The following is a 24,814-nucleotide window of genomic DNA, read 5'->3' on the forward strand; positions in this document are numbered from 1 at the left end:
TCAGGAAAAACTTAGTCGATATGTTTGTGTGCTTTGTAGGAAGAACGAACAAGGGCGCTACTTTCTACGTGACGGAATCCAAGATCAAGGCCAATAGCCTCGTATTTCTTAAACTGGTCTGGAGTGATAAATTGCTTTACCGGTAAGTGCTTTTTGCTGGGTTGCAGATACTGGCCAATGGTTACCACATCTACATCCACACTTCTAAGGTCATGCAGAGTTTGGATTACTTCGTCTTCCTTTTCACCCAGGCCGAGCATAATTCCAGATTTGGTTCTGTTAATTCCCTGTTGCTTTAGGTAGCGAAGTACCTCAAGACTACGATCGTATTTTGCCTGAATCCTCACTTCACGAGTCAACCTTCTAACGGTTTCCATGTTGTGGGACACTACTTCTGGCATAACTTCTACGATGCGATCTAAATTACGCTCATTCCCCTGAAAGTCGGGAACAAGTGTTTCTAAAGTAGTTTCAGGGTTCATTCTGCGAATGGCCTTTACGGTTTCAGCCCAAATTATAGATCCCATATCTTTAAGATCGTCGCGATCTACACTGGTTACGACGGCATGCTTAATGCCCATTATTTTAATAGAACGGGCTACTTTTTCGGGTTCATCCCAGTCTACCGTTTCCGGGCGGCCGGTTTTTACACCGCAAAATCCGCAGGAACGGGTACAAACATTCCCTAAAATCATAAAGGTAGCGGTACCTTCACTCCAACATTCACCCATATTTGGGCAGCTTCCCGAAGTACAAATGGTATGTAAATCATATTTGTCTACCAGGCTTCGAAGTTCGGTATATTTTTTACCGGTTGGAAGTTTTACCCTTAACCATTTTGGTTTGGCTTTTGGCTTTTCTTTTACGGGGCTTATAGTGTCTGTACTCATAGCAAAAATCTAGGTCTCAAAGATACAATAATCTAATGAACTGCATAAATTAGACTGTTAAGTCGGTGATAACTTACATCTATTTTCGGCCTTCAATAATATCGGCGAGTAACTTTTTGGCTCTCAGAAGTTTAATTTTCACATTATTCATAGGTTCATCCAGGCTTTCGGCGATCTCTTTATAAGATTTCTCCTGAAAATACCTGAGGTTGATCACTTCCTGGTAATGTGGCTTCAGTTGTTTAATATCGGTGAGCAATTGCGCTAAATGCTGCTCACTAATCAGTTTGTCTTCAATGGTAGGGGTTTCATCAGCAATGCGGTAAACTTTTTCATTTTGATCTGAAGTAGTTTGAGACCTGATAGAAGACTTATTCTTCCGAAGCATATCTACGTGAATATTCTTTGAAATGGCAATAAGCCAGGTGTTAAAAGAATAATCTTCATCAAAAGTATCAATCTTTTTAAAAGCTTTGGAAAAGGTTTGAATGGTAATATCTTCAGATTCATATTCGTTTCCGGTTTTTTTAAGCTGAAATCCGTAGACGTTATCCCAGAAAGTATCCAGCAAATAATTAAAAGCTAACTGGCTCCCGTTTTTGGCGGCCTTAATTTTGGTAAGAAGCAATTCCTGATTTATTTCCAATGCGTAGGTTTTGAAACGCTGTTTGCTATAAATATGCCAAATTGGGTAAATATTAAAAATACCTCTAAAAACGGAAATAACCAAACCACATCGGTCTCCTGAAGTTTTTGTGCCGATTTAGCGTAAACTATTGCCTGAACCAACAAAACCAGACCTGTAACCCCTAAAACCATTTGCCATTGATACTGAAGTATTAATAAAACAGCCAGTAAGATCCAGAAAAAGAATCGGGAAGCATAAAATAATCCCAGTAAAATTTTGTCTTTTATTTTATAAAATCCTGCCACTGAAGCATGTCTTCTTTTTTGATGAAGCCAGGATTTTAAATCTTTTTTCGGAATACTTCGCGTGCTGGCTTCAGGATGATGACATATAAAGGTGTTGTTTTCATTTCCGCCTTCGTTCACAAAAAGATCATCGTCGCCAGATCGCAGGTGTAAATGACTTGCAAATCCTTTTTGATCGTAAAATTGTTTGGAAGTATAAGCAAGGTTCCTGCCTACACCCATATAAGGATTTCCCAATTTTGCATAGGAAAAATATTGAATTGCAGTGAGCAAGGTTTCAAAGCGAATGAGTTTATTTAGTAGTGAACTGCTGTTTTTAAAATAGCCTCCATAACCTAAAACAATACTTTTTTCTTCCTGAAATCCAGAAGCCATATGCGTAATCCAGTTTCGGCTTTGCGGCGCGCAATCTGCATCGGTAAAGATTAGATATGCATTTTTGGCTTTTTTAATCCCAAGGGTGAGTGCGTACTTTTTATTTGCCCAAAAAGCTTCATTATTTTGAACATTTACCAGTTTCACTCTACCATCAAGTGCCTGGAAGTTTTCAATAACTTCTAAGGTTTTATCTACTGAAGCATCATTAATAATAATAACTTCATAATCGGGGTAATTTTGATCGAGAATAGGAGGGAGGAAGTTTTTAAGGTTTTCGGCTTCATTTTTTGCACAAACAATAACCGAAACCGGCAAATTCACCGTACCTGGAATTTTACTTTTATCTCCTGCAAACGAGAAGAAGGCCAGGTAAAAGGCCAATATAATTAAGGAAAATAAAAAGAAAAATCCCAGTAGAAGTGTTGCCATTTAATCTAATTAGCCTTCTTTTCCCCTGAGCAATCAGACATTTCATCGGGTAATTTCCCACAGAAACTGCAGGCTTCCCCTTCTTTATTTAGAAACGGACTTTGGCTGGCGCAGGTTCCTGCAAATTTACCGTCTTTCTTTCCCCATATTTTTATGGCGATTCCGGCAAATGCCAGTCCTAAAAGTAAAATTGTTATTAATAATAATTGCATAGCTATCTTTTTTCTAAAGCCTCTTTCTTAAGATAAGACTTTTTGTTTGGAACATATTCCCGAACCTTTTCGGGTAATACATTTGCAAAAATAACAATAAATTGACGTTTGGGAAAATCCATAGGCATATTAGCATAAGCTTTGCATAATTTAACTAAAATTTAATCGTAAACCGCTGTTTATGTCAGGTTTAGGTAATAAATTAGATAGGTTAAACCACTAAAAACTAAATTTATGAAAACCAAGATTGTATTAATATTACTGGCTTTATTTGCTTTCAGTTTTACTTCTTGCGAAGATTCTAAGAAAAAAGAACAGGAAAAAGCACAAATGGAGCAGGAAGAAGCCAAACGTCAGGCTGAAATGAAAGCTGAAGAAGAACGTATGGAAATGGAATCTAACAGTATTGCCGCTAAAGCAATGGCAACCGATTCCTTGAGTACCTTAGTAAGCGCGCTGCAAAACGCAAATTTAGTTGCTACTTTTGTTGAAAATGAAGGTCCATATACCGTTTTTGCACCTACAAATAGTGCCTTTGAAAAGGTTGATCAGGCCACTATGGACGAATTGATGAAAAGCGAAAATAAAGATCAATTAGCCACGGTGCTAAAATATCACGTAGTTGATGACGAAATTACAGCCTCAGATTTGAGCCAGATGATAGAGGATGGAGACGGCGAGGCAAGCTTTTCTACTATGGACGGGGGAGAACTTAAAGCCATGATGGAGGGTGATAATATTGTTCTTCAGGATGAAAATGGAAATAAAGCAATCATTATAGCTACAGATATTGAGGCTTCAAATGGTATAGTTCATATGATTGATGGTGTTGTTATGAAGAAAAAAGCTTCATAAATAGCATTTTAGATATTGGATGATGTAATATATCCGCCGGCGATTTAGCCGGCGGTTTTTTTGGAATTATTTAAATAAAAAAGCTTCATTTTCCCTAAGGAAAATGAAGCTCACTCTAAAAAAGACACTAAAGTCTTTTAAGATTCAATATTTCCTACGCTGGAATTAACCAGATCAGGTTTTGCGGGTATATCTCAGCCTAAGCACCCCGATATTGATCTTATAAAGATAAGATTATTATTCGGCGTAAAATGCTAATTTTAAGCCAAATAAGAGTGTTGTTTTGTAGGTTGAACGTTAATTTTTTTCCTACAGAAATTAAAATATGTTTACTTCCGGTTCTAATTTGATCTTGTATTTCTTATAGATCTTATCCTGAATTTCTTTAGAAAGAGCTAAAATTTCTTCCCCGGTCGCGTTCCCGTAATTTACTAAAACCAGCGCCTGATTTTTATGTACCCCTGCATCTCCCTGACGGTAACCTTTTAAGTCGGCCTGATCTATTAACCAACCTGCAGGAATTTTAATGTTATTTGCCTGCAAGGCATAAAATGGCATTTCAGGAAATTGTTTTTGTAGTTTTTTGAATTCAGTTTCTTTAATAACCGGATTTTTAAAAAAGCTACCGCTATTTCCCAGTTCTCTTGGATCTGGTAATTTTTCCTGCCGAATACTTATCACGGCATCCGAAACATTTTTAATAGTAGGTTCTTTGATCTCATTTTTATCCAGTTCAGCCTGAATCGCACCGTAAGAAGTGCTTAATTGATGATTTCTTTTACTTAATCTAAAATTAACCGAAGTGATAATATATTCTCCCTTCAGTTTATCTTTAAAAACAGAGTTCCGATAATCGAATTCACATTTTTCCAGACTAAAAGTTTCAATCTCGAGGGTTTGAATGCGCAGAGCCTCGCAAGATTCAAAAGTATCCTTAAGTTCAACGCCATAGGCCCCAATATTCTGTACCGGTGCGGTACCTACGTTCCCTGGGATTAAAGAAAGGTTTTCTAACCCGCCGTAACCTTTTTCTATACAATAAAGAACAAATTGGTGCCAGTTTTCGCCGGCACCAACTTTTAAAACCACTTCATCCCGACTTTCAGAAATAAGTTCTATTCCCTTTAAGCCAATATGAATAACGGTTTTATCTATATTCTGGGTAAGCAACATATTACTGCCGCCTCCCAGTACAAAAATTTCTGAAACATAGGTTTGCTGTAAAACATTACGTAGTTCTTCGGTAGAATGTACCGAGATAAATTTCCTGGCCTTAACATCTACTCCAAAAGTATTATGTTCTTTCAGTGAAAAATTTTCAGCAACCTGCATAAGAATTATTTATTGTATTCTTCCAGGGCTATTTTAAGAATTTCAATGGCTTTTTCCATATTTTCTTTTTTCAAAACATACGCAATCCTAACCTGGTTCATCCCTGTGTTGGGTGTAGAATAAAAACCGGCGGCAGGAGCTACCATTACTGTTTCATTATTATGTTGAAAATCCTCCAGTAACCACTGGGCAAATTTGTCGGCGTTTTCTACAGGTAGTTCAGCGATACAGTAAAACGCACCTTTTGGTTTCGCTACTTTTATACCAGGAATTTTTTCTAAACCTTCAATTAAAAGATTTCTTCTTTCGGTATATTCCTTGTTTACTTCTTCAAAATATTCATCTGGAGTATCTAACGCAGCTTCGGCAGCTATTTGAGCAAAAGTAGGCGGACTTAATCTTGCCTGAGCAAATTTCATTGCGGCGGTCATTACCTCTTTATTCTTGGAAACCAGGCAACCAATTCTGGCACCGCACATACTATAGCGCTTAGAAACAGAATCTACCATTATGGCATTTTGTTCCAGGCCGGGAATGCTCATAATAGAATGATGTTTTACACCATCGTAAGCGAATTCACGGTAAACTTCATCGGCAACAATAAACAGATCGTGCTTAAGGGCTAGATCTGCTAACTGTTGAATTTCTTCACGCGTATAAAGATAACCGGTCGGATTTCCGGGGTTACAAAGTAAAATCGCTTTAGTTTTGTCGGTAATTAGTTTTTTAAATTCTGAAATTGCCGGAAGTGAAAAATTATCTTCGAGAGATCCTTTAATAGGAACTATTTGTACTCCTGATGCCGTTGCAAAACCATTATAATTGGCATAAAAAGGCTCCGGGATAATAACTTCATCTCCCGGGTCGGTTATGCTTCCCATAGCAAATAACAAAGCTTCTGAACCTCCGGTGGTGATGATAATATCTTCAGCATCTACCGGGATATCATTTTTACGGTAATATTTGGCCAATTTGGTTCTATAAGATTCAAAACCAGCAGAATGACTGTAAGAAAGAACATCGATATCGTTATTCTTTACAGCGTCCAAAGCTGCTTTAGGCGTTTCAATATCTGGTTGCCCAATATTTAACTGGTATATTTTTTTTCCTTTTTTTACAGCTGCTTCAGCAAAAGGAACTAATTTTCTTATTGGAGATTCGGGCATATTACGCCCCTTGTTTGAAATACTTGGCATGAGATTGTTTTTAATAAAGTGCAAAAATGCAAAATTCCTGTAAGATTCTAAGCCTATTTTACGTTATAATTGGCTAGATCTTAAATTGCATTTTTTGGTTTAATTCTAAATTTATAGGCGTAAAAAAGCCGTTTGAATATTCTATCTCCGTCAAGCTGAACTTGTTTCAGCTTCTAATATCTTAGATCCTGAAACAAGTTCAGGATGACGTTTATAAAACATTTCAAACGGCCTTTTCTTAGTTTTTAAGCTTAAAAATTAACGGCTGCTATCGTCTTCGATAACTCTACCTTTAATTTTAAGCGCTTTTGTAGGCTCATCGGCATTAGAATAAACGGTAACCGTTTTTCTAATTGGTCCAACACGTTTGGTGTCGTATTTCACCTCGATTTCACCGGTTTCTCCCGGTTGAATAGGATCTTCAGGCTTTTTAGGGATGGTACATCCGCAACTTGAAGTTACATTGGCAATAACCAATGGAACATTTCCGGTGTTGGTGAATTCAAATACCCTAACGCCATCACTTCCTTTTTTTATTTCGCCATAATCAATAGTTTCACTCTTGAATTCTATTTTGGCTGTTTCCTGTGCCACTGCAGTACCCAGACCGGCAACAACAAAAATGGCAATAGCAATTAACTTTTTCATAATTTCTGGTTTTTAATAAACGAAAGGTAAAGATAAGCTGAAATGATGTATGCTCAAAATTATATTCAAATCAACTTCTTTTATAATCCTTAAGTTATAATTACTTTTGCCTTTATTTTTCAAAAACCAGACCAATATGGCGATTGCTTCCCAATACGATTCAAAAAAAGTAGAAGATAAATGGTATAACTACTGGATGGAAAACAAGTATTTTCATTCGGAAGTAGACGAGAGAGAGCCTTATACCATTGTAATCCCGCCACCAAACGTGACCGGTGTTTTACATATGGGCCATATGCTGAATAATACCATTCAGGATGTTTTGGTTAGACGTGCCAGATTAAAAGGCTTCAATGCCTGCTGGGTACCGGGAACCGATCACGCCTCTATTGCGACTGAAGCAAAAGTGGTAGCGAAATTAAAGGCTGAGGGAATTGATAAAAACGATCTTAGCCGTGAGGAATTTCTACAGCACGCCTGGGAATGGACGCATAAGCACGGAGGAATTATCCTTGAGCAGTTAAAAAAGCTGGGAGCTTCCTGCGACTGGGAACGTACGAAGTTTACGATGGATGAAAATATGTCAGCTTCAGTAATTAAGGTTTTTGTTGATTTATACGAAAAAGGCCTTATTTACCGGGGTTACCGAATGGTAAACTGGGATCCTGTAGCAAAAACCACTCTTTCTGATGAGGAAGTTATTCACCTGGAAAAGCAGGGAAATCTTTATTACCTGAATTATAAAGTAGAAGGCAGTGATGAGGTTTTAACCATCGCCACCACCCGTCCTGAGACAATTCTGGGGGATACTGCAATTTGTATTAATCCAAACGACGAGCGTTTTACGCATTTAAAAGGTAAAAAAGCAATCGTGCCTATTTGCAATCGCGTAATCCCAATCATTGAAGACGAATATGTAGATGTGGAGTTTGGTACCGGTTGCTTAAAAGTTACTCCCGCACACGATGAGAATGATAAAATGCTTGGAGATAAACACAATCTTGAAGTTATAGATATTTTAAACGACGATGCCAGCCTAAATGCCTACGGAATGCATTATGAAGGAAAAGACAGGTTCCAGGCGAGAAAAGAAATTGTTGAAGAATTAAAGGAAATGGGTGTGCTCACCAAAACTGAAGAGCATACTAATAAAGTAGGAACCAGTGAGCGTACCGGTGCGGTTATTGAACCAAAATTGAGCGATCAGTGGTTTTTGAAAATGAAAGAACTGGCCAAACCGGCTATTGATGCCGTGGTTGGGGATGAAATTAACCTGGTTCCTGATAAATTCCTGAATACCTATAAACACTGGATGGAAAATGTGCGCGACTGGAATATCTCGCGTCAGCTCCTATGGGGACAACAGATCCCTGCTTATTTCTTCGGAAGTGGAAAAGAGGATTTTGTAGTTGCTGAAACTGCTGAAGAAGCTTTGGAAAAAGCCCGTAAGAAATCCGGGAATGCAAGTTTAAAGGCTGAAGAATTAATTCAGGATAAAGATGCGCTGGATACCTGGTTCTCGTCCTGGTTATGGCCAATGAGCGTTTTTAACGGGATTTTGGAGCCGGAAAATGAGGAAATTAAATATTATTATCCTACCAACGATCTTGTTACCGCACCTGAAATTTTGTTTTTCTGGGTAGCACGAATGATTATGGCCGGGTATGAATATCGAGGTGAAAGACCTTTTAAAAACGTATATCTAACCGGTATTGTTCGTGACAAGCAACGTAGAAAAATGTCTAAATCCCTGGGAAATTCACCAGATCCTCTTGGGTTGATTGAACAATATGGCGCCGATGGCGTAAGGGTAGGAATGTTACTGAGTTCTCCCGCCGGAAACGATTTAATGTTTGAAGAAGACCTGTGTAAGCAGGGGAGTGCCTTTTCAAATAAAATATGGAATGCTTTCAGGCTGGTAAAAGGCTGGGAGGTTTCCGAAGAAAAAGAACAGGACGAAACTTCTAAAATCGCGATAGACTGGTACACAGCGAGATTCCGGAAAACCCTTGCTGAAATTGAAGATCATTATTCTAAATACCGTATGAGTGATGCTTTAATGAGTACATACAAGCTGGTTTGGGACGATTACTGTTCATGGTTTCTCGAAATGGTGAAACCCGCTTACGGGCAGCCTATGGATGCTACAACCTACAAAGCTGTAATTGAAATTTTGGAGGATAACTTAAAAGTCCTTCATCCTTTTATGCCTTTTGTAACCGAAGAGATCTGGCAGGAAATTACCGAAAGAACCCCTGCAGAAGCCTTGATCGTAGCAAAGTGGCCGGAACTTAAGGATTTCAATGAAGAAATAATCAGTGAATTTGCATTGGCTTCAGAAGTTATTGCGGGAATTAGAAAAATTAGAAAAGAAAAGAATATTTCATTTAAAAACACCATAGACCTTATGGTGATGAACAATGAAAAGACTTCAGAATTATTTGATCCCGTAATCTTAAAAATGGGAAATATAAACGATTTTGCTTATGTAGATAAACAGGTTGAGGGTGCGCTTTCTTTCCGTGTAAAATCTAACGAATATTTTATTCCTATTGCGGGATCTATAGATGTGGAAGCTGAAATTGAAAAGTTGGAAGAAGAATTAAAATACAATGAGGGTTTCTTGAAATCTGTAGAGAAGAAATTATCTAACGAGCGTTTTGTAAATAATGCGCCAGATAAAGTCGTGGCAATTGAGAAAGCTAAACAAGCTGACGCCGAAGCTAAAATAGAAGCGATAAAGGCCAGCTTAAAAAGTCTGAAATAAATTAAAGGGAGATTTTGGCGGGGCAATTATCCAGTTACTTCGCCAATATGTTCTTCTACGAGTTCAACATATTTTTCCCGAGCTTCCTGCTTAGTGAGATCCTTAACCTGCAATAAGGCATTGGTTTTAAAAGCATCCCTTAAATCACCCTCGTTGTTAGAAGGCGGGATGTAGAACCCGTTAGCTTGAGTGGCTCTTTTGAAATAAGCATAGAAATGAAGCATAACATCTGGCGCAAACTTTTGATCTGTTTTGCTGGCCATTTCATAGGCTTTTAAAAATTTTTCATCTGTTGTTTCAGGCATAACGTTTTGCTTATTCTTCAATATTGGCTATTACACTTAGCCCACCTTTCACTTTCTGATTAAGCTTAACCAAAACCGGTGTATCTAATGGTAGAAAAACATCTACCCTGGATCCAAATTTTATAAACCCGCTGTCACTACCCTGAATAACTTCGGTGCCAACTTCAGCATAGTTTACAATTCTTTTTGCCATCGCACCGGCAATTTGTCTATATAAAACTTCGCCGGCAATATTGTTTTCTACTACAACGGTAGTTCTCTCATTCTCTTCACTGGATTTTGGATGCCAGGCAACCAAAAATTTTCCGGGATGGTATTTACTGTATTTTACTTTTCCGCCAATTGGATGTCTTGTTACGTGCACATTTATTGGAGACATAAAAATAGAAACCTGCAGCCGTCTGTCTTTAAAATACTCTTTTTCTTCCACTTCTTCAATAGCAACAACTTTTCCGTCTACAGGAGCTACCACATTAGCATCATTTAAAACAGTTTGCCGTTTAGGATTTCTAAAGAACTGGACGATAAGTAAAAATAATATTATCGTGACTACCAGGATGGCAAATTTCACCCAGTATGTATTTATTAACGAATAAGAAACCACGTTTATTGCGATAAGCAGCAAAGCCGCTATCGCCATAATTTTATAACCTTCTTTATGAAACATAATCTAGAATATATAGATAAGCATATACAAATGGGCTCGAAAAAATAATACTATCCAATCTATCAAATAATCCGCCGTGCCCCGGCATGAGGCTTCCGCTGTCTTTTACACCGGCCTGCCGTTTGAATTTTGATTGAATTAGATCTCCCAATGTCCCGAAAATACTAAGTATTACAGCCATTCCAAGCCAGATGGTAAAGGTGAGGAACTGGGTGTAGTAGAAAATAAAAAAACTGGCTATAGCACTAAAAACAAGTCCGCCCAGGAAACCTTCCACCGTTTTGTTGGGAGAAATTCGTTCAAAGAGCTTTTTATTTCCAAAATTCTTACCAACAATATAAGCAAAAGTATCATTAGTCCAAATGAGAATAAAAATCCCTACTACCAGTTTCGGAATAAAAACGCCTTCTATGGTTGGAATAAGCGTAAGGAAAATAACCGAAGAGATAAGGTAAAAAATTATAATAATGTATTTCTTCTTTTCAAAGACTGGAATTTTTCTAACTACCAGTAAATCTTTTACCAGGAATAAGTTTACAAAAATCGTTATAAAAAGCAGGAGAATAGTGGCATCCTGATTGAATTTTAGATAACTGAAAAGGTAAAAAAGTAACGCCTGTACTGCATAAAGCGCATAACTTTTTAAGTGCAAAAGTTTTTGCATCTCAATAAGGCAAACGAGACCCAAAAGATAAAATAAACTGATGAAAATAAGCTCTGAAGAAAGTATGGAAGCAACCAATATCGATACATACAATAATCCTGAAATAGCTCTAATAATTGCTTCCCTCATGTGTTATAAATCTTCCAGCAGGAGCAAATATAGGTTTTTTGTGCTACTTCCATAGCTCATAAAATCTCCTTCTTTTTGAGTTTCAAAATTTTTGATGGTAGTAATATTAGAAGGAATTCGCTGTTTGTTTCTGAATTTAATGCCGCGAAGGCCTTCGCCAATAGTATCGATTAATTGGCTTGTGGAAGATATAATAACGAAGTTATCTGGTAAATCGTTGAGTTTGCATTCTTTTATCTGGTTGGAGGAAATCAGGATCGAGCCATCGTTGGCTACTAAATATTCGCAGGTTGATAGAAAAAAAGGCGCTGCACCAGATCTGGTAAAATTGAGATTGAAACCTTTAAATTTATCCTGAAGATTGGGGTCTAAGCAAAAGCAATCATTTTCATACCAATCATTTTCCAGAAGGATATTGTCAAAAGCTTCTTGCAATTCTTTATTGTCTTCGCAATAAAGAAATTTACCACCGTTATTTTTAAAATTGAGCATAAAGCGTTCATCGGTAGGTAACTTTACCTCAGGCATGTATTTACCCCGCTCAGCTTTTTCAGGAGATTCCTGTTTCTTGTCTGATTTAGATTTAGGGTTAAGAAATCTTCTAAATAGACTCATAGAGTTTTGGGTGTGGTTCTCAACGTCATTTTAACCAAAGGTAAAAAATCTTAATTTAACACTTGTGTAAATTAAGATTTTTTAAACCGTGGTTATGAACTATTTATTAACTGAATTATTCTCAGTTATTGTATTCTCTTCTGAATCATTTTCCGGTGCAGGATTTTGCTCTTCGGTTTCAGCAGCTTTATCTTCAACTTTGGGAGTTTCTTTCTTCCCAAGAACTTCGCTTTTCTCCTTGTCTTTATCGTAAGGTCTTTTTCCGAAGATACGTTCCAGGTCATCTTTAAAGATCACCTCTTTGTCCAGGAGGATATCGGCTAACTGTCCCAGCTTATCTTTATGCTCTGTAAGTAAATCCATAGCCCGTTGATATTGAGTTTCAATCAAATTAGAAATCTCTTTATCGATAAGTTCAGAAGTACTTTCACTGTAAGGCTTGGTGAAATTGTATTCACTCTGGCCTGAAGAATCATAATAGGTAAGGTTTCCTATTTTATCATTCAATCCATATATGGTAACCATCGCTTTCGCTTGTTTGGTCACCTTTTCAAGATCACTTAAAGCTCCGGTAGAAATCTTGTTAAAGACAACCTTTTCAGCAGCACGACCTCCAAGGGCGGCACACATTTCATCCAGCATTTGCTCGGGCCTTACAATAAGGCGTTCTTCTGGTAAATACCAGGCAGCTCCCAGCGATTGTCCTCGAGGAACAATGGTAACTTTTACTAGCGGTGCAGCGTGCTCTAACATCCAGCTTACTGTAGCGTGACCAGCTTCGTGATAAGCAATTGCTTTCTTTTCGTCTGGCGTGATGATTTTATTCTTTTTCTCAAGTCCGCCAACAATACGGTCTACGGCATCAAGGAAATCCTGTTTTCCTACAGCTTTATTGCCTTTTCGGGCAGCGATAAGTGCAGCTTCATTACAAACATTGGCAATATCGGCTCCGGAGAATCCAGGAGTTTGTTTTGCTAAAAATTCAGTATCAAGTTCCTCTGCAACCTTTTTAAGTGGCTTCAGGTGAACTTCAAAAATCTCTTTACGTTCATTTAAATCTGGAAGGTCAACATAGATCTGACGGTCAAATCTTCCGGCACGCATTAAAGCTTTATCTAATACATCGGCACGGTTGGTAGCAGCAACAACAATAACGTTGGTGTTGGTTCCAAAACCATCCATTTCTGTCAATAACTGGTTTAATGTATTTTCACGCTCATCGTTAGATCCTGAAAAATTGCTTTTTCCACGGGCACGACCAATAGCATCTATCTCATCAATAAAAATGATGGAAGGTGATTTTTCTTTAGCCTGTTTAAACAAATCACGAACCCTCGAAGCTCCAACTCCTACAAACATCTCTACGAAGTCTGATCCTGAAAGTGAGAAGAAAGGTACTTTGGCTTCTCCTGCAACAGCTTTAGCTAATAAGGTTTTACCGGTTCCGGGAGGGCCTACAAGTAAGGCTCCTTTCGGGATTTTACCACCCAGGGATGTATATTTATCCGGATGTTTAAGGAAATCTACAATCTCCTGAACCTCTTCTTTTGCTCCTTCAAGTCCGGCAACATCTTTAAAAGATGTTTTTACATCGGTATTCTGGTCAAATAATTTTGCTTTAGATTTACCTATATTGAAAATCTGGCCTCCTGCACCGCCACCGGCACCAGAGCTCATTTTTTTCATTATAAAAATCCAAACTCCAATAATTAGTATAAAGGGTAATAATGCCCAGAAAACTTCACCCCAAACATTGCTTTGCGTATCGTAAACAACGGTGGTGTCAAGATTATTTTCGGCTTTGATTTCTTTAATATCGTCTTCAAGATTTTGCAAATCTCCAAACTCAAAACTATAAGCAGGAGTTTCCCCGCCAGTGTTGAATAGTTCAGGATCGCTAGATCTTTTATGAATATCTTTTTGGGCAGCCTCTTCGGTAAGATATACTTTGGCTTGTTTCCGGTTTACGATTTCTACCTTTTTTACATCTCCATCTCTAAGGTAGGAGAGAAATTCGGCAGGGTTGGTTTGAGCGGGTTCACTAAAACCGCCTCCGCTAAAGAAATTGATTCCGAGAAATATAATTATTATAGCGCCATAGATCCAGTAAGCACTAAACTTAGGCTTCTTGGGATCTGCATTTTTTTTGGGTTGCTGTTTCGCCATTCTTGGTGATTCTAAATTAAATAATTAATAATTGGTTTCTATGGAGGTGATTTTTGCATCGCCCCAAAGACTTTCAATATCGTAAAACTCTCTAATATGCTTCTGGAAAACGTGAACAACCACGTTTACATAATCTAATAGGACCCATTCTGCATTTTCACTGCCTTCTACGTGCCAGGGTTTGTCTTTAAGAGATTTACTTACAGTTTTTTGGATGGAATTCACAATGGCGTTTACCTGTGTGTTGGAAGTACCGTTGCAAATAATAAAATAATCACATACGGTGTTTTCTATTTGCCTAAGGTCCAGAATATCAATATCGTTGCCTTTTACTTCTTCAATTCCTTTAATTATATGCGCAATAAGTTGATCGTTGTTCTGTTCTTTTTTTGCCATTAAAATTAATTATTTTCGCAAAGTTATTACTTTTTAGCTGTTTATAGGCTTTGTTTACATAACATTTAACGCCCGTTTTATTTCTATCTATTATTATGCGTATAATCAAAGTTAATGCCACCAATTCTACCAACGAATTTGCCCGGGAACTCTACCGCGGGAATACTGCCTTTGAGCCGATTTGCGTAGTTGCTCATGACCAAACAAAGGGTCGTGGACAACGAGGTTCCGGATGGATTTCAAATGCGGGTGAAAACCTAACTTTTAGTGTACTATATCCTAAAATTAGAGTGAATGTAAACCATCAATTTTTAATGAGTGCCATCGTTTCTTTATCAATTTTAAAAGTGCTGAATAAATTTAATGTGCCTGCATTAAAAGTAAAATGGCCCAACGACATAATGTCAGCACGCTATAAAATTAGCGGAATTCTTATTGAGAATATTCTGAAGAATAATGAAATTGCGGCTACTATAATAGGAATTGGGCTCAATGTAAACCAAACCGAATTTCCCGGCCTGCCTCAGGCATCTTCGCTTAAGTTGGCCACAGGAATTCAATTTAATCTGGATGAAATGCTGAAGAAAATCACAGATGAGTTTGAAGATAAATTAACTGAAATCTCTACTGAGGCTGAAACCTCTGTTTTAGAAGAATATGCGAAGAATATGTTTCGAAGAGATTTGGTGTCTACTTTTCAACTGCCAAACGGCAGTTATCTTACCGGAATTATTCGGGGTGTCACTACTTCCGGAAGGTTGAATTTGGAGATCGAAGATTCAGTTTTTAAAACCTTCGATCTAAAGGAGATTAAATTGATGTATTAATGATCCAAAATGAAATGATAAACGTCATTACGAACGCAGTGAAGTAATCTCTGAGCAGATTACCTATAAATTTGCAGATTGCTTCTCCCGATTATCATCGGGATCGCAATGACGAATAAAAACGTTTAAAAATTTTAGCGTCATCCTGAGACCCGTGATAAAAAATTTTATCTAGCGTAGGAAAATGACGTTTCGAGCATAGCGAGTTTTAAACCCGTGTGTGAGTGTAGCAAATCAGCAGCGTTAATAATTTTTGAAAGCTTGTCCTGAGTGGAGTTGAAGGGGCCTGGAAAAAATTTAGCTGCTGATTTGCGGTTTTTTCTGCCTCCGACGACCAAAAGGGAGAGGAAGGCAGTTGCCAAAAAAACACCTCCACATAGGGCGCCCTTTTTTGTTTCGTTTTAATTGTATCCGACGAACGGAGTGAGAGGAATACACACAAAAAATGAAAAAGGAAACTTCCAAACCAGGTAAATTTCTTTTTGAATTATTGAAATATAAAAAACAAATCTAAATATCAGGATTTTAGAAATACGTCAATGGTAATTTATTTCAGGATCTAACTTTTATCAAAGATTTTCAAACAGCCTTTCAGTTATTAAAGCTTTCCAATATTTTCAGCTAAAGTATTGATGAACTTTGTTAATGGACCTTTAACCATCATTGCCATCATAGCGTTGAATTCGCCGTTGAATTCCATTTGCACCTCGCTCTGATTTTCATTTAAAGCTGAAATATGGGCTTTTAAAGTAAAATCAAACTTATCTGAAGTAGATCCCAAAACTACAAGTTCCGGTTCTATGGTTTCCTGAATTTGTAATTTTATTACGGGCATTCCTTTAAGGCCAAAAACAAAGGTTTTCTCATCCCTAACTTCAAATACTTCTTTGCTCTCGGGCATTAATTGTTCATAATTTTCAACTTTGGTTAAAAAATCGAACATTTCCTGCTGACTTTTATCAGCGGTAACTTTTGGGCTTTCTAAATTCATTTTTTATTTTTTCCAGTTTGCCGGATCCTGACGCCATTCTCTTAAAATTTTGGCTTCGCTGGCATTAATGTAATTAGTGCGTTGCGCGGTTTCCAGAAGAAAATCATAATCGCTTAAAGTGTGTAATTCAATACCCGCTTGCTTAAAGTTTTCATCTGCAGTGCTAAAGCCATAAGTAAAGATGGCCAGCATTCCTTTTACATTTGCTTTGGCTTCTTTTAGTGCTTTAACCGCGTTTAAACTACTGTTACCGGTACTAATTAAGTCTTCGATTACCACTACCGTTTGCCCTTCAGATAAATTACCTTCAATCTGGTTTTTCCGACCGTGACTTTTTGCTTCGGGACGTACATAGATAAATGGAAGGCTAAGAATCTCGGCTACCAGCATACCAATACCAATGGCACCTGTAGCCACCGCTGCTATAACATCGGGCTTGCCATATAGCTCTTCAATTTGGCGTGCAAACTGTTCCCTTAGGTGATTTCTAATTGGTGGATAAGAGAGTACTATTCGGTTGTCGCAATAGATTGGCGACTTCCAACCGCTGGCCCAGGTAAAAGGTTCTTGTGCATTTAATTTTATTGCCTTAATTTGCAATAATAGTTCAGCAGTAGTTCTGGCTGTTTCTTTATTTAAAATCATACTGCAAATGTATAAAGTTTTTGTAAATGATGTTCCCTTAATTCTCTCTACAAAGAAAGATTTTGGTGAAAATTATGTGTCACTTCCAATAAAGAAAGTGAGAATTAAGCGAATAATCAAAAAAATTAGCAATGGAGAAATGCTTCATGTGAACCTTTATCACGAGAAAGAAGAGAAACTGCTAAAGCATCTGTTTAAGAAATTACGTGTGGTTACTGCTGCCGGCGGAATGGTACTAAACGATAAAGATGAAATTCTATTTATTTACCGAAAAAAACGCTGGGATCTTCCTAAAGGAAAAACCGAAAAAAATGAATCTATTGAAGCTTCAGCAATTAGGGAAGTAGAGGAGGAAACCGGTGTAGAAGGTCTTAAGGTCACAAAATTCTTGCAGAAAACTTATCATATTTTTAAACGAAAAGGTCGCTTCAGACTTAAAGTTACCCACTGGTACGAGATGCGAACCTCTTACGATGGGGAATTGCGTCCCGAAACCAAAGAAGGAATCGAAAAAGTTAAATGGAAGGATCTTAAGAAAAGCCAAAAGGCCCTTCAAAAATCTTATGCAAATATTAAACTTCTTTTTTCTGAGAAATATTTAGCGCGGCATTCTAAAGATAGGGTAGCGTAGATGTGCTTCTTCATAATGCTTAGATTCTTTGTGCAACCAGTCTAATTGATCGTACCAGCTATTTGAAAATTCAGCATCGCTGCGTTTCTTTTCTTCAAAACGTTCTTTTAATTCCTGATTCTCGTCAAGCATTTCTTTTGCGATATCTTCAAAAACGTATGGTGAAAAACCTTCTTTTTGCTGAAGAACAGTATCAAAGAAATTCCAGTTAAAGAAAGAATCAGGCGCTTCAGGCTCTAAAGTTTCAATCAAATATCTCGCTCCATCCTGAAAGGTTTTTACCACAAAATCTCCTTTTCTAAACCTTACCGAATCCATAGATTTAGAAACTTTGGTTTCACTATGCATATAATGGCCTTCGTAGGCTTTGTCCCGGGTTTTAAAATCTTCTATTTTATAAGTTTCAACATATAAAGTAGTATCGCGCTGCAGAGGTTCTAATTTTATTTTGTTCAGCTTCAAAAGGTCGGTGAGTTGCCACCATCCTTGAGGAACAATGTAAGCTCGTGGAATTTCAATAGTGTCTTCTGCTACAAAATTGTTGTAGTATTCTATTTCTTTGGTAAAAGGTTTATTGCGGTCATATTTTAAACGTTCGCCTCCCGTAAGCTCACTTGCAATCTTTTCTCCTTCATAACCTTTAAAATCTCTTTTGCTGGGGGTTTCCATATCGGGTTTAAAATTAATGGGGTACCAGCGTTCTGTCATGTATTTTCTTGACGCCCGGTTACGAATATCTTTCATTCGCTCCCTGTCATTTTCAGCAATACCTATCATACTTCGCATCAATTCATAAGTTCCCTTTACCCGTTCTGCATAGGGTTTTAGCATATGAGTTTCTACCATCATTCCAATAGTGTTCCACAGCGTTGCATAACCTGTAGAATAACGCGGATGATCATTAAACTGCGAAAATCCTTCTTCGGGAACTTCATTAAAAACATTTACATAAGGCGTGATATCCCAGTCTTTTTTCGCTAGCGAATCCTCAAGGGCAGGCATAATTTGTTCATTTACATAAGAGCCCAGTTCCCCACCAAGTTTATTATGTTGAGTAAAAAGATGAGTAAGTGTATATTGATAATCTGCTCCGTTACTTACGTGATTATCTATAAATATATCGGGTCTTACATGATGAAATATTTCGTAAAAACTTTGGGTGTTTCGGGTGTCGGCTTTTATAAAATCCCGGTTTAAGTCGTAATTTCGTGCATTTCCTCTAAATCCATACTCGGCAGGACCGTTTTGATTGGTTCGACTACTGGAATTTCGGTTTAAGGCACCTCCAATATTATAAATAGGAATTGTTGCTAAAACCGTATTTGTTGGGACATTAATAGAATCTCCCGCTAGATCTCTAAAAAGCATCATCGTTGCATCTATCCCATCGCTTTCCCCTGGATGTATTCCATTATTTATAAGAATAATACTATTTTTTTCTCTTAAGTCTTCAAAATCAAAATTTTCATTAGGACTATAAACGGCAAGATGAAGCGGCTTACCGCTGTCTGTTTTTCCAAATTCCTGCAATTTTATTTTGGCAGAACTTTTTGCTAGTTGTGTGTAAAAATCAATGATTTCGTCATAGGAACCGGTTTCCTTTCCATTGCTTTTCTCAAAACGGGTTTTGAAATCGTAATTAGTAATAAGTTGATATTTTTCTAAATCGCAGGAAATCAGCGAGAGTAGCCCCAAACTCAAAACGAGAATTTTTTTCATAGTATCCTTAGCAATTGAAAGCATAAACTTAACTAAAACCCGCATAGCCACCAAAAAACTAAGGCTAATTGATACATGTTAAAGTAAACCTAATCTGCTATAAAAACTTTTTAGTCGAATTTTTAAGGGCTAATTTTAGGCTAAAATTTTGAAGAAAATGAAAAAGTTTTCAGTGATTTATTGCCTGGCGGTGTTGTTAGCCTTCCCTATTATAGCTGAAGCCCAGGTCAATGAAGATTTAACCGAAGAAAAAAAAGAGAAGCTTTCAAAGCGCCCTGCAGATATTGTGCAAACTGAAATTGGTGAACTAAGATTAGTGCCGCCTTTTTCTTCAGAATCTGTTACAAAGGAAAGTAAAGTTATTGGTTGGGGAGATAATAAGCCTAATGCCCCCGCCGGATTTAAAGTTACCAAATTTGCAGAAAATTTAAATCATCCGCGCCGAACTTATATTGCGCCTAATGACGATATTTTTGTGGTAGAATCTAATACCGAAAACAGTGCAGACAGGATTACTTTAATTCGTGATATTGATCAGGATGGAACTCCGGATTATCAGGAAGTCTTTTTAGATAATTTAAATCAGCCATACGGAATGTTGATTTTAAATGATTATTTCTATGTAGCTAATACGGACGGACTTTACCGTTATCCTTATACTGAAGGGGATACTGAAATTAAAGATGAAGGAGAGAAAATTCTTAATTTACCCGCAGGCGGTTATAACAATCACTGGACGCGTAACTTAATAGCCAACAAAGAGGGAAGTAAAATTTATGTTTCTGTTGGTTCAGCAAGTAATGTTGGTGAATATGGAATGGAAAAAGAAAAAAGGCGTGCGGCAATTCTTGAAATTAATCCCGACGGAACCGGTGAAAAAATCTATGCTTCCGGCTTGAGAAATCCTGTTGGTATGGACTGGAACCCTGTAACCGGGGAACTTTGGACTGCCGTAAACGAACGTGATAAAATTGGAAATAATTTAGTGCCAGATTACATTACCAGTGTTCAGGAAGATGGCTGGTACGGTTGGCCTTATTCCTATTACGGGCAAATTCAGGATCCGCGTTGGGCAGAAGACCCGCATAAAGATTTAGTCGAAAAAGCTATTGTACCAGATGTACCCGTTGGCCCGCATACTGCTTCTTTGGGACTGGCTTTTTACACGAAGGATAAATTCCCCGACAAATATAAAAATGGTGCTTTTGTAGGGCAACACGGTTCATGGAACAGGGCAGTTTTTTCAGGCTATAAAATTCTATTTGTACCTTTTGATGAAAACGGAAAACCCGGGCAACCCGAGGACTTTCTTACCGGATTTATTGCAAATGAAGCCGAAAGTAAGGTATATGGCCGTCCTGTAGGAGTTAGCATTACCCCAGATGGTGCTCTATTGGTAAGCGATGACGACGCAAATGTAATCTGGAAAGTTTCAGCCGAATAAAAATATAAAATATTGGAAAAAAAATTACTGGCACTTTTGTGCCTACTCTACGTTGGAAACCTGTTTTCTCAGGAAAATCAATTTAAAATACTTAATGCAAAAACTACTAAAGCGGTTGAAGGAGCCAGCATCTCGGGTGCATCTGGCTTTGTTACCATTTCAAATTCAAATGGGGTCTTTAGCATAGATTCAGAAAATTTGCCTGGAGATTATAAAATTTCTGCACTGGGGTTTGAAGTCTTAGAAATTAACCTGAAAACTTCAGTCTCACTTCAGGAGATTTACTTGAGCCCTACTTCAGAAAACCTTTCAGAAGTATTAGTTCGCAGTACGATGATTCCTAAAACACTTAGAAAAGTGCCGGCGGCAGTGAATCTGATCACTGAAACCGATTTCAACAGAACCGATGCAACCAATGTCCTGGAAACCTTTAATAATGTTCCCGGCATGTATGTTAATCAGGGTGCTTTAAATACCAATAAGATCAATATTCGGGGTATTGGCGCTCGCTCGCAATACAGCACCAATAGAATTCAAGCCTATTTTGACGGAATTCCTTTGACCACCGCAGAAGGGGAACTCACTTTAGACGATTTTGATCAGGAAAGTTTAGATAGAATAGAAGTAATTAAAGGTCCAACATCCAGTATCTACGGTGCGGGGCTGGGTGGTTCCATAAATTTATATTCAAAAGAACCTGGAAAAGAAGAAGCTCGTCTGGGCGTAAAAACACAATATGGAAGTTTTAATACGCAAAAACAGGTTTATCAGGCATCAAATACCACTGCTAATTCTGCCTTATTTGCAACTTTCTCTAATTTAACCAGCGATGGCTACCGTGATAACGGAAACTATGACCGGAAATCGGCTTTAGTTAACGGAACATTGAAAACAAGTGAAAATGGAAGTCTTTCTTACCTGGCAAATTTTACCCGATTAAAGGCTTTTATACCGAGTTCCCTTAATGAAGATGATTTCTTAAATAATCCCGAAACTGCCGCTTTTACCTGGGGTAGTGCTCAGGGTTACGAATCTTATGATCGTGGTTTGCTCGGGGGTTCTTATACACATTCGCTTTTTGATAATTTCAGCAATACTACCAGTATATTCTTGAGTTTTAGGGATGCCTACGAGCCCAGACCATTTAATATTTTAAAGGAAGAGCGTGTTTCTGCCGGAGTTCGTACAAAATTTAATCTAAATACGCAGATTTTCGAGTTACCTTCTGAAATTAGTTTTGGAGCCGAATACTATAATGAGTGGTATGAAACCGGCACTTTTGAAAATTTATATCGGGATTTTCCCGATGAGGGCAGCGTGCTTGGTGACCGTTTAAGCAATAACGAACAGGACCGTAATTATGCCAACTTTTTTGCCCAGGTTAATCTTGAATTTTCTGAAAAATGGAATATGGAAGCTGGTTTTAACCTGAACACCACCAGTTACAGTTTAACCGATCTTTATACCCGGGATGACGTAGACCAGACCGGGGATTATGGTTTTGATCCTGTTTTCTCACCCAGGATTGGAACGAGCTACGAAATTGGAACAGGAAAAAACATTTTCGCTTCAGTAAGCCACGGATTTTCAACACCGACAGTTGCTGAAACCTTAACTCCGGACGGACGAATAAACACTAATCTTGAGCCGGAAACCGGAATTAATTATGAAGCCGGATTTAAAGGTAACTGGCTTCAGAATAAATTATACACTGAAGTTTCTGTTTTTTCAATTCAAATTGAAGATTTATTGGTGGCGCAACGAGTGGGAGAAGATCAATATGTTGGACTAAATGCGGGGAAAACCAGTCACAACGGGGTAGAATTCCTTACCAATTACCGTTTCTTAGTAGGACCCGGAATTTCTATTAAACCTTATGTAAACGGAGCTATAAACTTTTTTGAATTCAAGGAATTTGTAAATAATGATGAAGATTTCTCCGGTAACAAACTACCCGGAGTGCCCAAATACACGATGAACCTGGGTGTGGATATTCAAAGCGAATCTGGTTTTGAATTCTACGGAAACTTTAGAAACGTAGGAGAAATTCCTTTGGATGATGCGAATTCGGGTTATACTGATCAGTATAGTCTGCTGAATTTTAAAGCGGGTTATACTTTTAATGTATTTCAGGATCTAAACCTGAATTTATACGGCGGAGTAAACAATGCTCTCGATGAGCATTATGCAGCCAGCGTTCTAACCAATGCCGTTGGCTTTGGAGGCTCAGCTCCCCGCTCTTTCTACCCAGGAAACCCAAGAAATTATTATGGGGGCGTTCAGTTGAATTATATTTTTTAGAATAATTTTTAAGTAGACCTCACAGGTTTCGCAAACCTGTAAGGTCTTACTAATTCAAAATATTTTATGTCATCGCAAGCGGAGAGCAACAAAGCGCAGCGATCTTTTGTTTTGAGTGAGTGCTTCAAGGAAATAGAACTAATGAAGAATAGATTGCCACGTCGGCTATTGCCTCCTCAATAACAGGGTTTTTTCGTCATCGCGAGCGAGGAACGAGCGCGGCGATCTTTTGATTGAAATAAGAATCTTAGGGAATCGACATATTCTAGTAATAAAAGCTCTCCTCCTTTCCAAGGAGGAGTACCCGAAGGAGGAGGTGGTTTGCCGAAATAATTATAATTAGGCAGAAGATTTTGCTCATCTATTCTATATCCTTTTTTAACTTATCTGGATCCTGCCTGGTATCAAATATTGTAATAATTTCAATCTCATTGGATTGAATTCTAATAGAAGGTTGCTTGTTTAGTGATCACACATTTATAAAGTCCGTTAAACTTTTCTGATTTCGGACAATTATGTGGTTGAGAAGATATTTGTTCAATTTTACCGGTTAATTTTCAATGAATTTATTCCGGTTTTCAGATCCCACTTTTCGATTAAATATTCAGATAAACGGATTAGTTTGGATTCAGCAAGCTCGGAAAGAAATACTTTCATCAAGAAATTTTCTTTAGGAATGATTCATAGGAAACCCTTTTTCCTCGGTCCAGATCTTCAATTCCCTGCTTGATTTCTTTCTGTTCAATCTCGTTTAACTCATCCCAAAAATCCGAACTTTCTTTTTGCACAAAATCAGCCACTTTTTGGATGAATTCTGAATTTTCATTCTCCAAAATAGTCTTGAGCAATTTAAGCTTGGTGGTCTGGATATCCATGTTTATATAAGTCTTAAAACAAATTTACTAAAAATTCAATTCAGTAAATAATCTTTTTTATTGATTCACAGTGTCTTAATTCTTCCTTACCACATCAGGAACCATAAACTCATAGTCCCCGTTATTGCGAATCACATCACGAACCACGGTGGAGGAAATATGACTTTTCCCCGAAGATGTGATAAAAAATAAGGTGTCTATACCGCTCATTTTGAAATTGGTTTGCCCAATGGCTTTTTCAAACTCCAGGTCCTGCGCATTTCGCAAACCGCGTAGAAGGAATTCGGCATTTTGTTCCTTGCAGAAATCTACAGTAAGTCCTTTATAAGTGTTGACTTTTATTTTAGGCTCATCTTTAAAAGTCTCTCTTAAGAAATGAAGTCGTTTTTCCAGCGAGAACATATATTTTTTATCGGAATTCGTCCCAATCGCCAGAATAATTTCATCAAAAAGTGGAAGCGCCCTTTCAATGATATCGGTGTGGCCTAAGGTAATGGGATCAAAAGACCCCGGAAATACTGCTTTTTTCATCATAATAACTTTGTCTTTCCCGCGCGGGAAACTATTTTCTTAACTTTGTCATTTCCGTGTAGACGGAAATCTAACTTTATCTTCCCCGCACAAACGGAAATCTAATTTAGTTATTTTCAAATAAATTTAATTAAGTTCCACCCGTCACTTCGATTTCTATGACAAAACCAAGCGATTTTGGTAATATGTTTTGTTTTTAACCAATGCCATAGCAATGTGGATTAACTTGTTTCTTACTGCATTTAATACGCTCATTTTATTTTTCCCT

24 protein-coding genes and 1 riboswitch are annotated in these 24,814 nt (G+C 37.7%); of the genes, 6 read left to right on the forward strand and 18 right to left on the reverse strand.

What is annotated here, in order from left to right; genetic code table 11:
* Nucleotides 1-11: 11 nt before the first annotated feature.
* The 4 genes from lipA to LB467_RS04245 all read right to left on the reverse strand — a co-directional run bounded on the left by lipA (nt 12) and on the right by LB467_RS04245 (nt 2,842).
* Nucleotides 12-890, reverse strand: a complete 879-nt coding sequence (gene lipA / locus LB467_RS04230) for a lipoyl synthase (protein ID WP_224472778.1) — start codon at nt 888-890, stop codon at nt 12-14.
* 79 nt (nt 891-969) lie between these two features.
* A complete protein-coding gene (locus tag LB467_RS04235; RefSeq protein WP_224472779.1) occupies nt 970-1,536 on the reverse strand; it encodes an RNA polymerase sigma factor in 567 nt (188 codons plus the stop codon).
* Complete coding sequence (locus LB467_RS04240) at nt 1,527-2,630, reverse strand: glycosyltransferase (protein ID WP_224472780.1); 1,104 nt, start codon at nt 2,628-2,630, stop codon at nt 1,527-1,529. The genes LB467_RS04235 and LB467_RS04240 overlap by 10 nt, the downstream gene beginning before the upstream one ends.
* A gap of 5 nt (nt 2,631-2,635) precedes the next feature.
* A complete protein-coding gene (locus tag LB467_RS04245) occupies nt 2,636-2,842 on the reverse strand; it encodes a membrane or secreted protein (protein ID WP_224468959.1) in 207 nt (68 codons plus the stop codon).
* A gap of 234 nt (nt 2,843-3,076) precedes the next feature.
* Between LB467_RS04245 and LB467_RS04250 the strand changes: the two genes are divergently transcribed.
* Nucleotides 3,077-3,697, forward strand: coding sequence for a fasciclin domain-containing protein (locus tag LB467_RS04250; RefSeq protein ID WP_224472781.1), 621 nt, complete (start codon nt 3,077-3,079; stop codon nt 3,695-3,697).
* A 134-nt stretch (nt 3,698-3,831) separates the two neighbouring features.
* A riboswitch (TPP riboswitch) is annotated at nt 3,832-3,918 on the reverse strand.
* A gap of 97 nt (nt 3,919-4,015) precedes the next feature.
* Here the strand turns inward: LB467_RS04250 and murB are convergent.
* The 3 genes from murB to LB467_RS04265 all read right to left on the reverse strand — a co-directional run bounded on the left by murB (nt 4,016) and on the right by LB467_RS04265 (nt 6,873).
* Nucleotides 4,016-5,029, reverse strand: a complete 1,014-nt coding sequence (gene murB / locus LB467_RS04255; protein WP_224472782.1) for a UDP-N-acetylmuramate dehydrogenase — start codon at nt 5,027-5,029, stop codon at nt 4,016-4,018.
* A gap of 5 nt (nt 5,030-5,034) precedes the next feature.
* Nucleotides 5,035-6,225, reverse strand: a complete 1,191-nt coding sequence (locus tag LB467_RS04260; protein ID WP_224472783.1) for a pyridoxal phosphate-dependent aminotransferase — start codon at nt 6,223-6,225, stop codon at nt 5,035-5,037.
* Between the two features lie 258 nt (nt 6,226-6,483).
* The gene (locus tag LB467_RS04265) at nt 6,484-6,873 is read right to left on the reverse strand and encodes a DUF1573 domain-containing protein (RefSeq protein ID WP_224472784.1); all 390 of its coding nucleotides are present in this window, start codon (nt 6,871-6,873) and stop codon (nt 6,484-6,486) included.
* A gap of 136 nt (nt 6,874-7,009) precedes the next feature.
* On the opposite strand from LB467_RS04265, the gene LB467_RS04270 reads away from it, so the two are divergent.
* Nucleotides 7,010-9,640 carry a valine--tRNA ligase gene (locus LB467_RS04270; protein ID WP_224472785.1) on the forward strand — a complete coding sequence of 877 codons (2,631 nt, stop codon included), beginning with the start codon at nt 7,010-7,012 and terminating at the stop codon, nt 9,638-9,640.
* A gap of 26 nt (nt 9,641-9,666) precedes the next feature.
* Here LB467_RS04270 and LB467_RS04275 read toward each other — a convergent pair whose 3' ends face one another.
* From LB467_RS04275 to rsfS, 6 genes are all read right to left on the reverse strand, one after another.
* Entirely contained in the window at nt 9,667-9,945 is a 279-nt protein-coding gene (locus tag LB467_RS04275; RefSeq protein ID WP_224472786.1) for an acyl-CoA-binding protein, read from the reverse strand.
* A 10-nt stretch (nt 9,946-9,955) separates the two neighbouring features.
* Nucleotides 9,956-10,612, reverse strand: a complete 657-nt coding sequence (locus LB467_RS04280; protein WP_224472787.1) for a phosphatidylserine decarboxylase family protein — start codon at nt 10,610-10,612, stop codon at nt 9,956-9,958.
* A complete protein-coding gene (locus tag LB467_RS04285) occupies nt 10,602-11,405 on the reverse strand; it encodes a phosphatidate cytidylyltransferase (RefSeq protein WP_224472788.1) in 804 nt (267 codons plus the stop codon). Before LB467_RS04285 ends, LB467_RS04280 begins: the two co-directional genes overlap by 11 nt.
* Before the next feature lie 3 nt (nt 11,406-11,408).
* On the reverse strand, nt 11,409-12,020 hold the full coding sequence (locus LB467_RS04290; RefSeq protein WP_224472789.1) for an LUD domain-containing protein: 612 nt from the start codon (nt 12,018-12,020) through the stop codon (nt 11,409-11,411).
* 99 nt (nt 12,021-12,119) lie between these two features.
* On the reverse strand, nt 12,120-14,186 hold the full coding sequence (gene ftsH, locus LB467_RS04295; protein WP_224472790.1) for an ATP-dependent zinc metalloprotease FtsH: 2,067 nt from the start codon (nt 14,184-14,186) through the stop codon (nt 12,120-12,122).
* Nucleotides 14,187-14,210: 24 nt separating this feature from the next.
* Nucleotides 14,211-14,582, reverse strand: a complete 372-nt coding sequence (gene rsfS, locus LB467_RS04300; RefSeq protein WP_224472791.1) for a ribosome silencing factor — start codon at nt 14,580-14,582, stop codon at nt 14,211-14,213.
* Between the two features lie 95 nt (nt 14,583-14,677).
* Here rsfS and LB467_RS04305 point away from each other — a divergent pair, with 95 nt between their 5' ends.
* Nucleotides 14,678-15,409: a biotin--[acetyl-CoA-carboxylase] ligase gene (locus LB467_RS04305; RefSeq protein WP_224472792.1), complete on the forward strand. Its 732-nt coding sequence runs from the start codon at nt 14,678-14,680 to the stop codon at nt 15,407-15,409.
* A gap of 598 nt (nt 15,410-16,007) precedes the next feature.
* Here LB467_RS04305 and LB467_RS04310 read toward each other — a convergent pair.
* Together LB467_RS04310 and pyrE are read right to left on the reverse strand one after the other, a co-directional pair.
* Nucleotides 16,008-16,400, reverse strand: coding sequence for an SRPBCC family protein (locus LB467_RS04310; protein WP_224472793.1), 393 nt, complete (start codon nt 16,398-16,400; stop codon nt 16,008-16,010).
* Between the two features lie 3 nt (nt 16,401-16,403).
* Nucleotides 16,404-17,045: an orotate phosphoribosyltransferase gene (gene pyrE, locus LB467_RS04315; protein WP_224472794.1), complete on the reverse strand. Its 642-nt coding sequence runs from the start codon at nt 17,043-17,045 to the stop codon at nt 16,404-16,406.
* 7 nt (nt 17,046-17,052) lie between these two features.
* On the opposite strand from pyrE, the gene LB467_RS04320 reads away from it, so the two are divergent.
* Nucleotides 17,053-17,676: an NUDIX hydrolase gene (locus LB467_RS04320; RefSeq protein ID WP_224472795.1), complete on the forward strand. Its 624-nt coding sequence runs from the start codon at nt 17,053-17,055 to the stop codon at nt 17,674-17,676.
* Here the strand turns inward: LB467_RS04320 and LB467_RS04325 are convergent.
* Complete coding sequence (locus LB467_RS04325) at nt 17,644-19,395, reverse strand: M14 family metallopeptidase (protein ID WP_224472796.1); 1,752 nt, start codon at nt 19,393-19,395, stop codon at nt 17,644-17,646. The genes LB467_RS04320 and LB467_RS04325 overlap by 33 nt on opposite strands.
* A gap of 157 nt (nt 19,396-19,552) precedes the next feature.
* Between LB467_RS04325 and LB467_RS04330 the strand changes: the two genes are divergently transcribed.
* Nucleotides 19,553-20,839 carry a PQQ-dependent sugar dehydrogenase gene (locus LB467_RS04330; RefSeq protein WP_224472797.1) on the forward strand — a complete coding sequence of 429 codons (1,287 nt, stop codon included), beginning with the start codon at nt 19,553-19,555 and terminating at the stop codon, nt 20,837-20,839.
* 12 nt (nt 20,840-20,851) lie between these two features.
* Complete coding sequence (locus LB467_RS04335) at nt 20,852-23,140, forward strand: TonB-dependent receptor family protein (RefSeq protein WP_224472798.1); 2,289 nt, start codon at nt 20,852-20,854, stop codon at nt 23,138-23,140.
* A gap of 656 nt (nt 23,141-23,796) precedes the next feature.
* On the opposite strand, the gene LB467_RS04340 is transcribed toward LB467_RS04335, so the two are convergent.
* Both LB467_RS04340 and coaD read right to left on the reverse strand, forming a co-directional pair.
* Nucleotides 23,797-24,015 (reverse strand): hypothetical protein, encoded by a 219-nt coding sequence (locus LB467_RS04340; protein ID WP_224472799.1) that lies wholly within the window; start codon nt 24,013-24,015, stop codon nt 23,797-23,799.
* A gap of 75 nt (nt 24,016-24,090) precedes the next feature.
* The gene (gene coaD / locus LB467_RS04345; protein WP_224472800.1) at nt 24,091-24,546 is read right to left on the reverse strand and encodes a pantetheine-phosphate adenylyltransferase; all 456 of its coding nucleotides are present in this window, start codon (nt 24,544-24,546) and stop codon (nt 24,091-24,093) included.
* Nucleotides 24,547-24,814: the final 268 nt, after the last annotated feature.

Origin of the sequence: Salegentibacter tibetensis (assembly GCF_020164485.1) — a bacterium.
In the GTDB taxonomy this organism is placed as follows: Bacteria; Bacteroidota; Bacteroidia; order Flavobacteriales; family Flavobacteriaceae; genus Salegentibacter; species Salegentibacter tibetensis.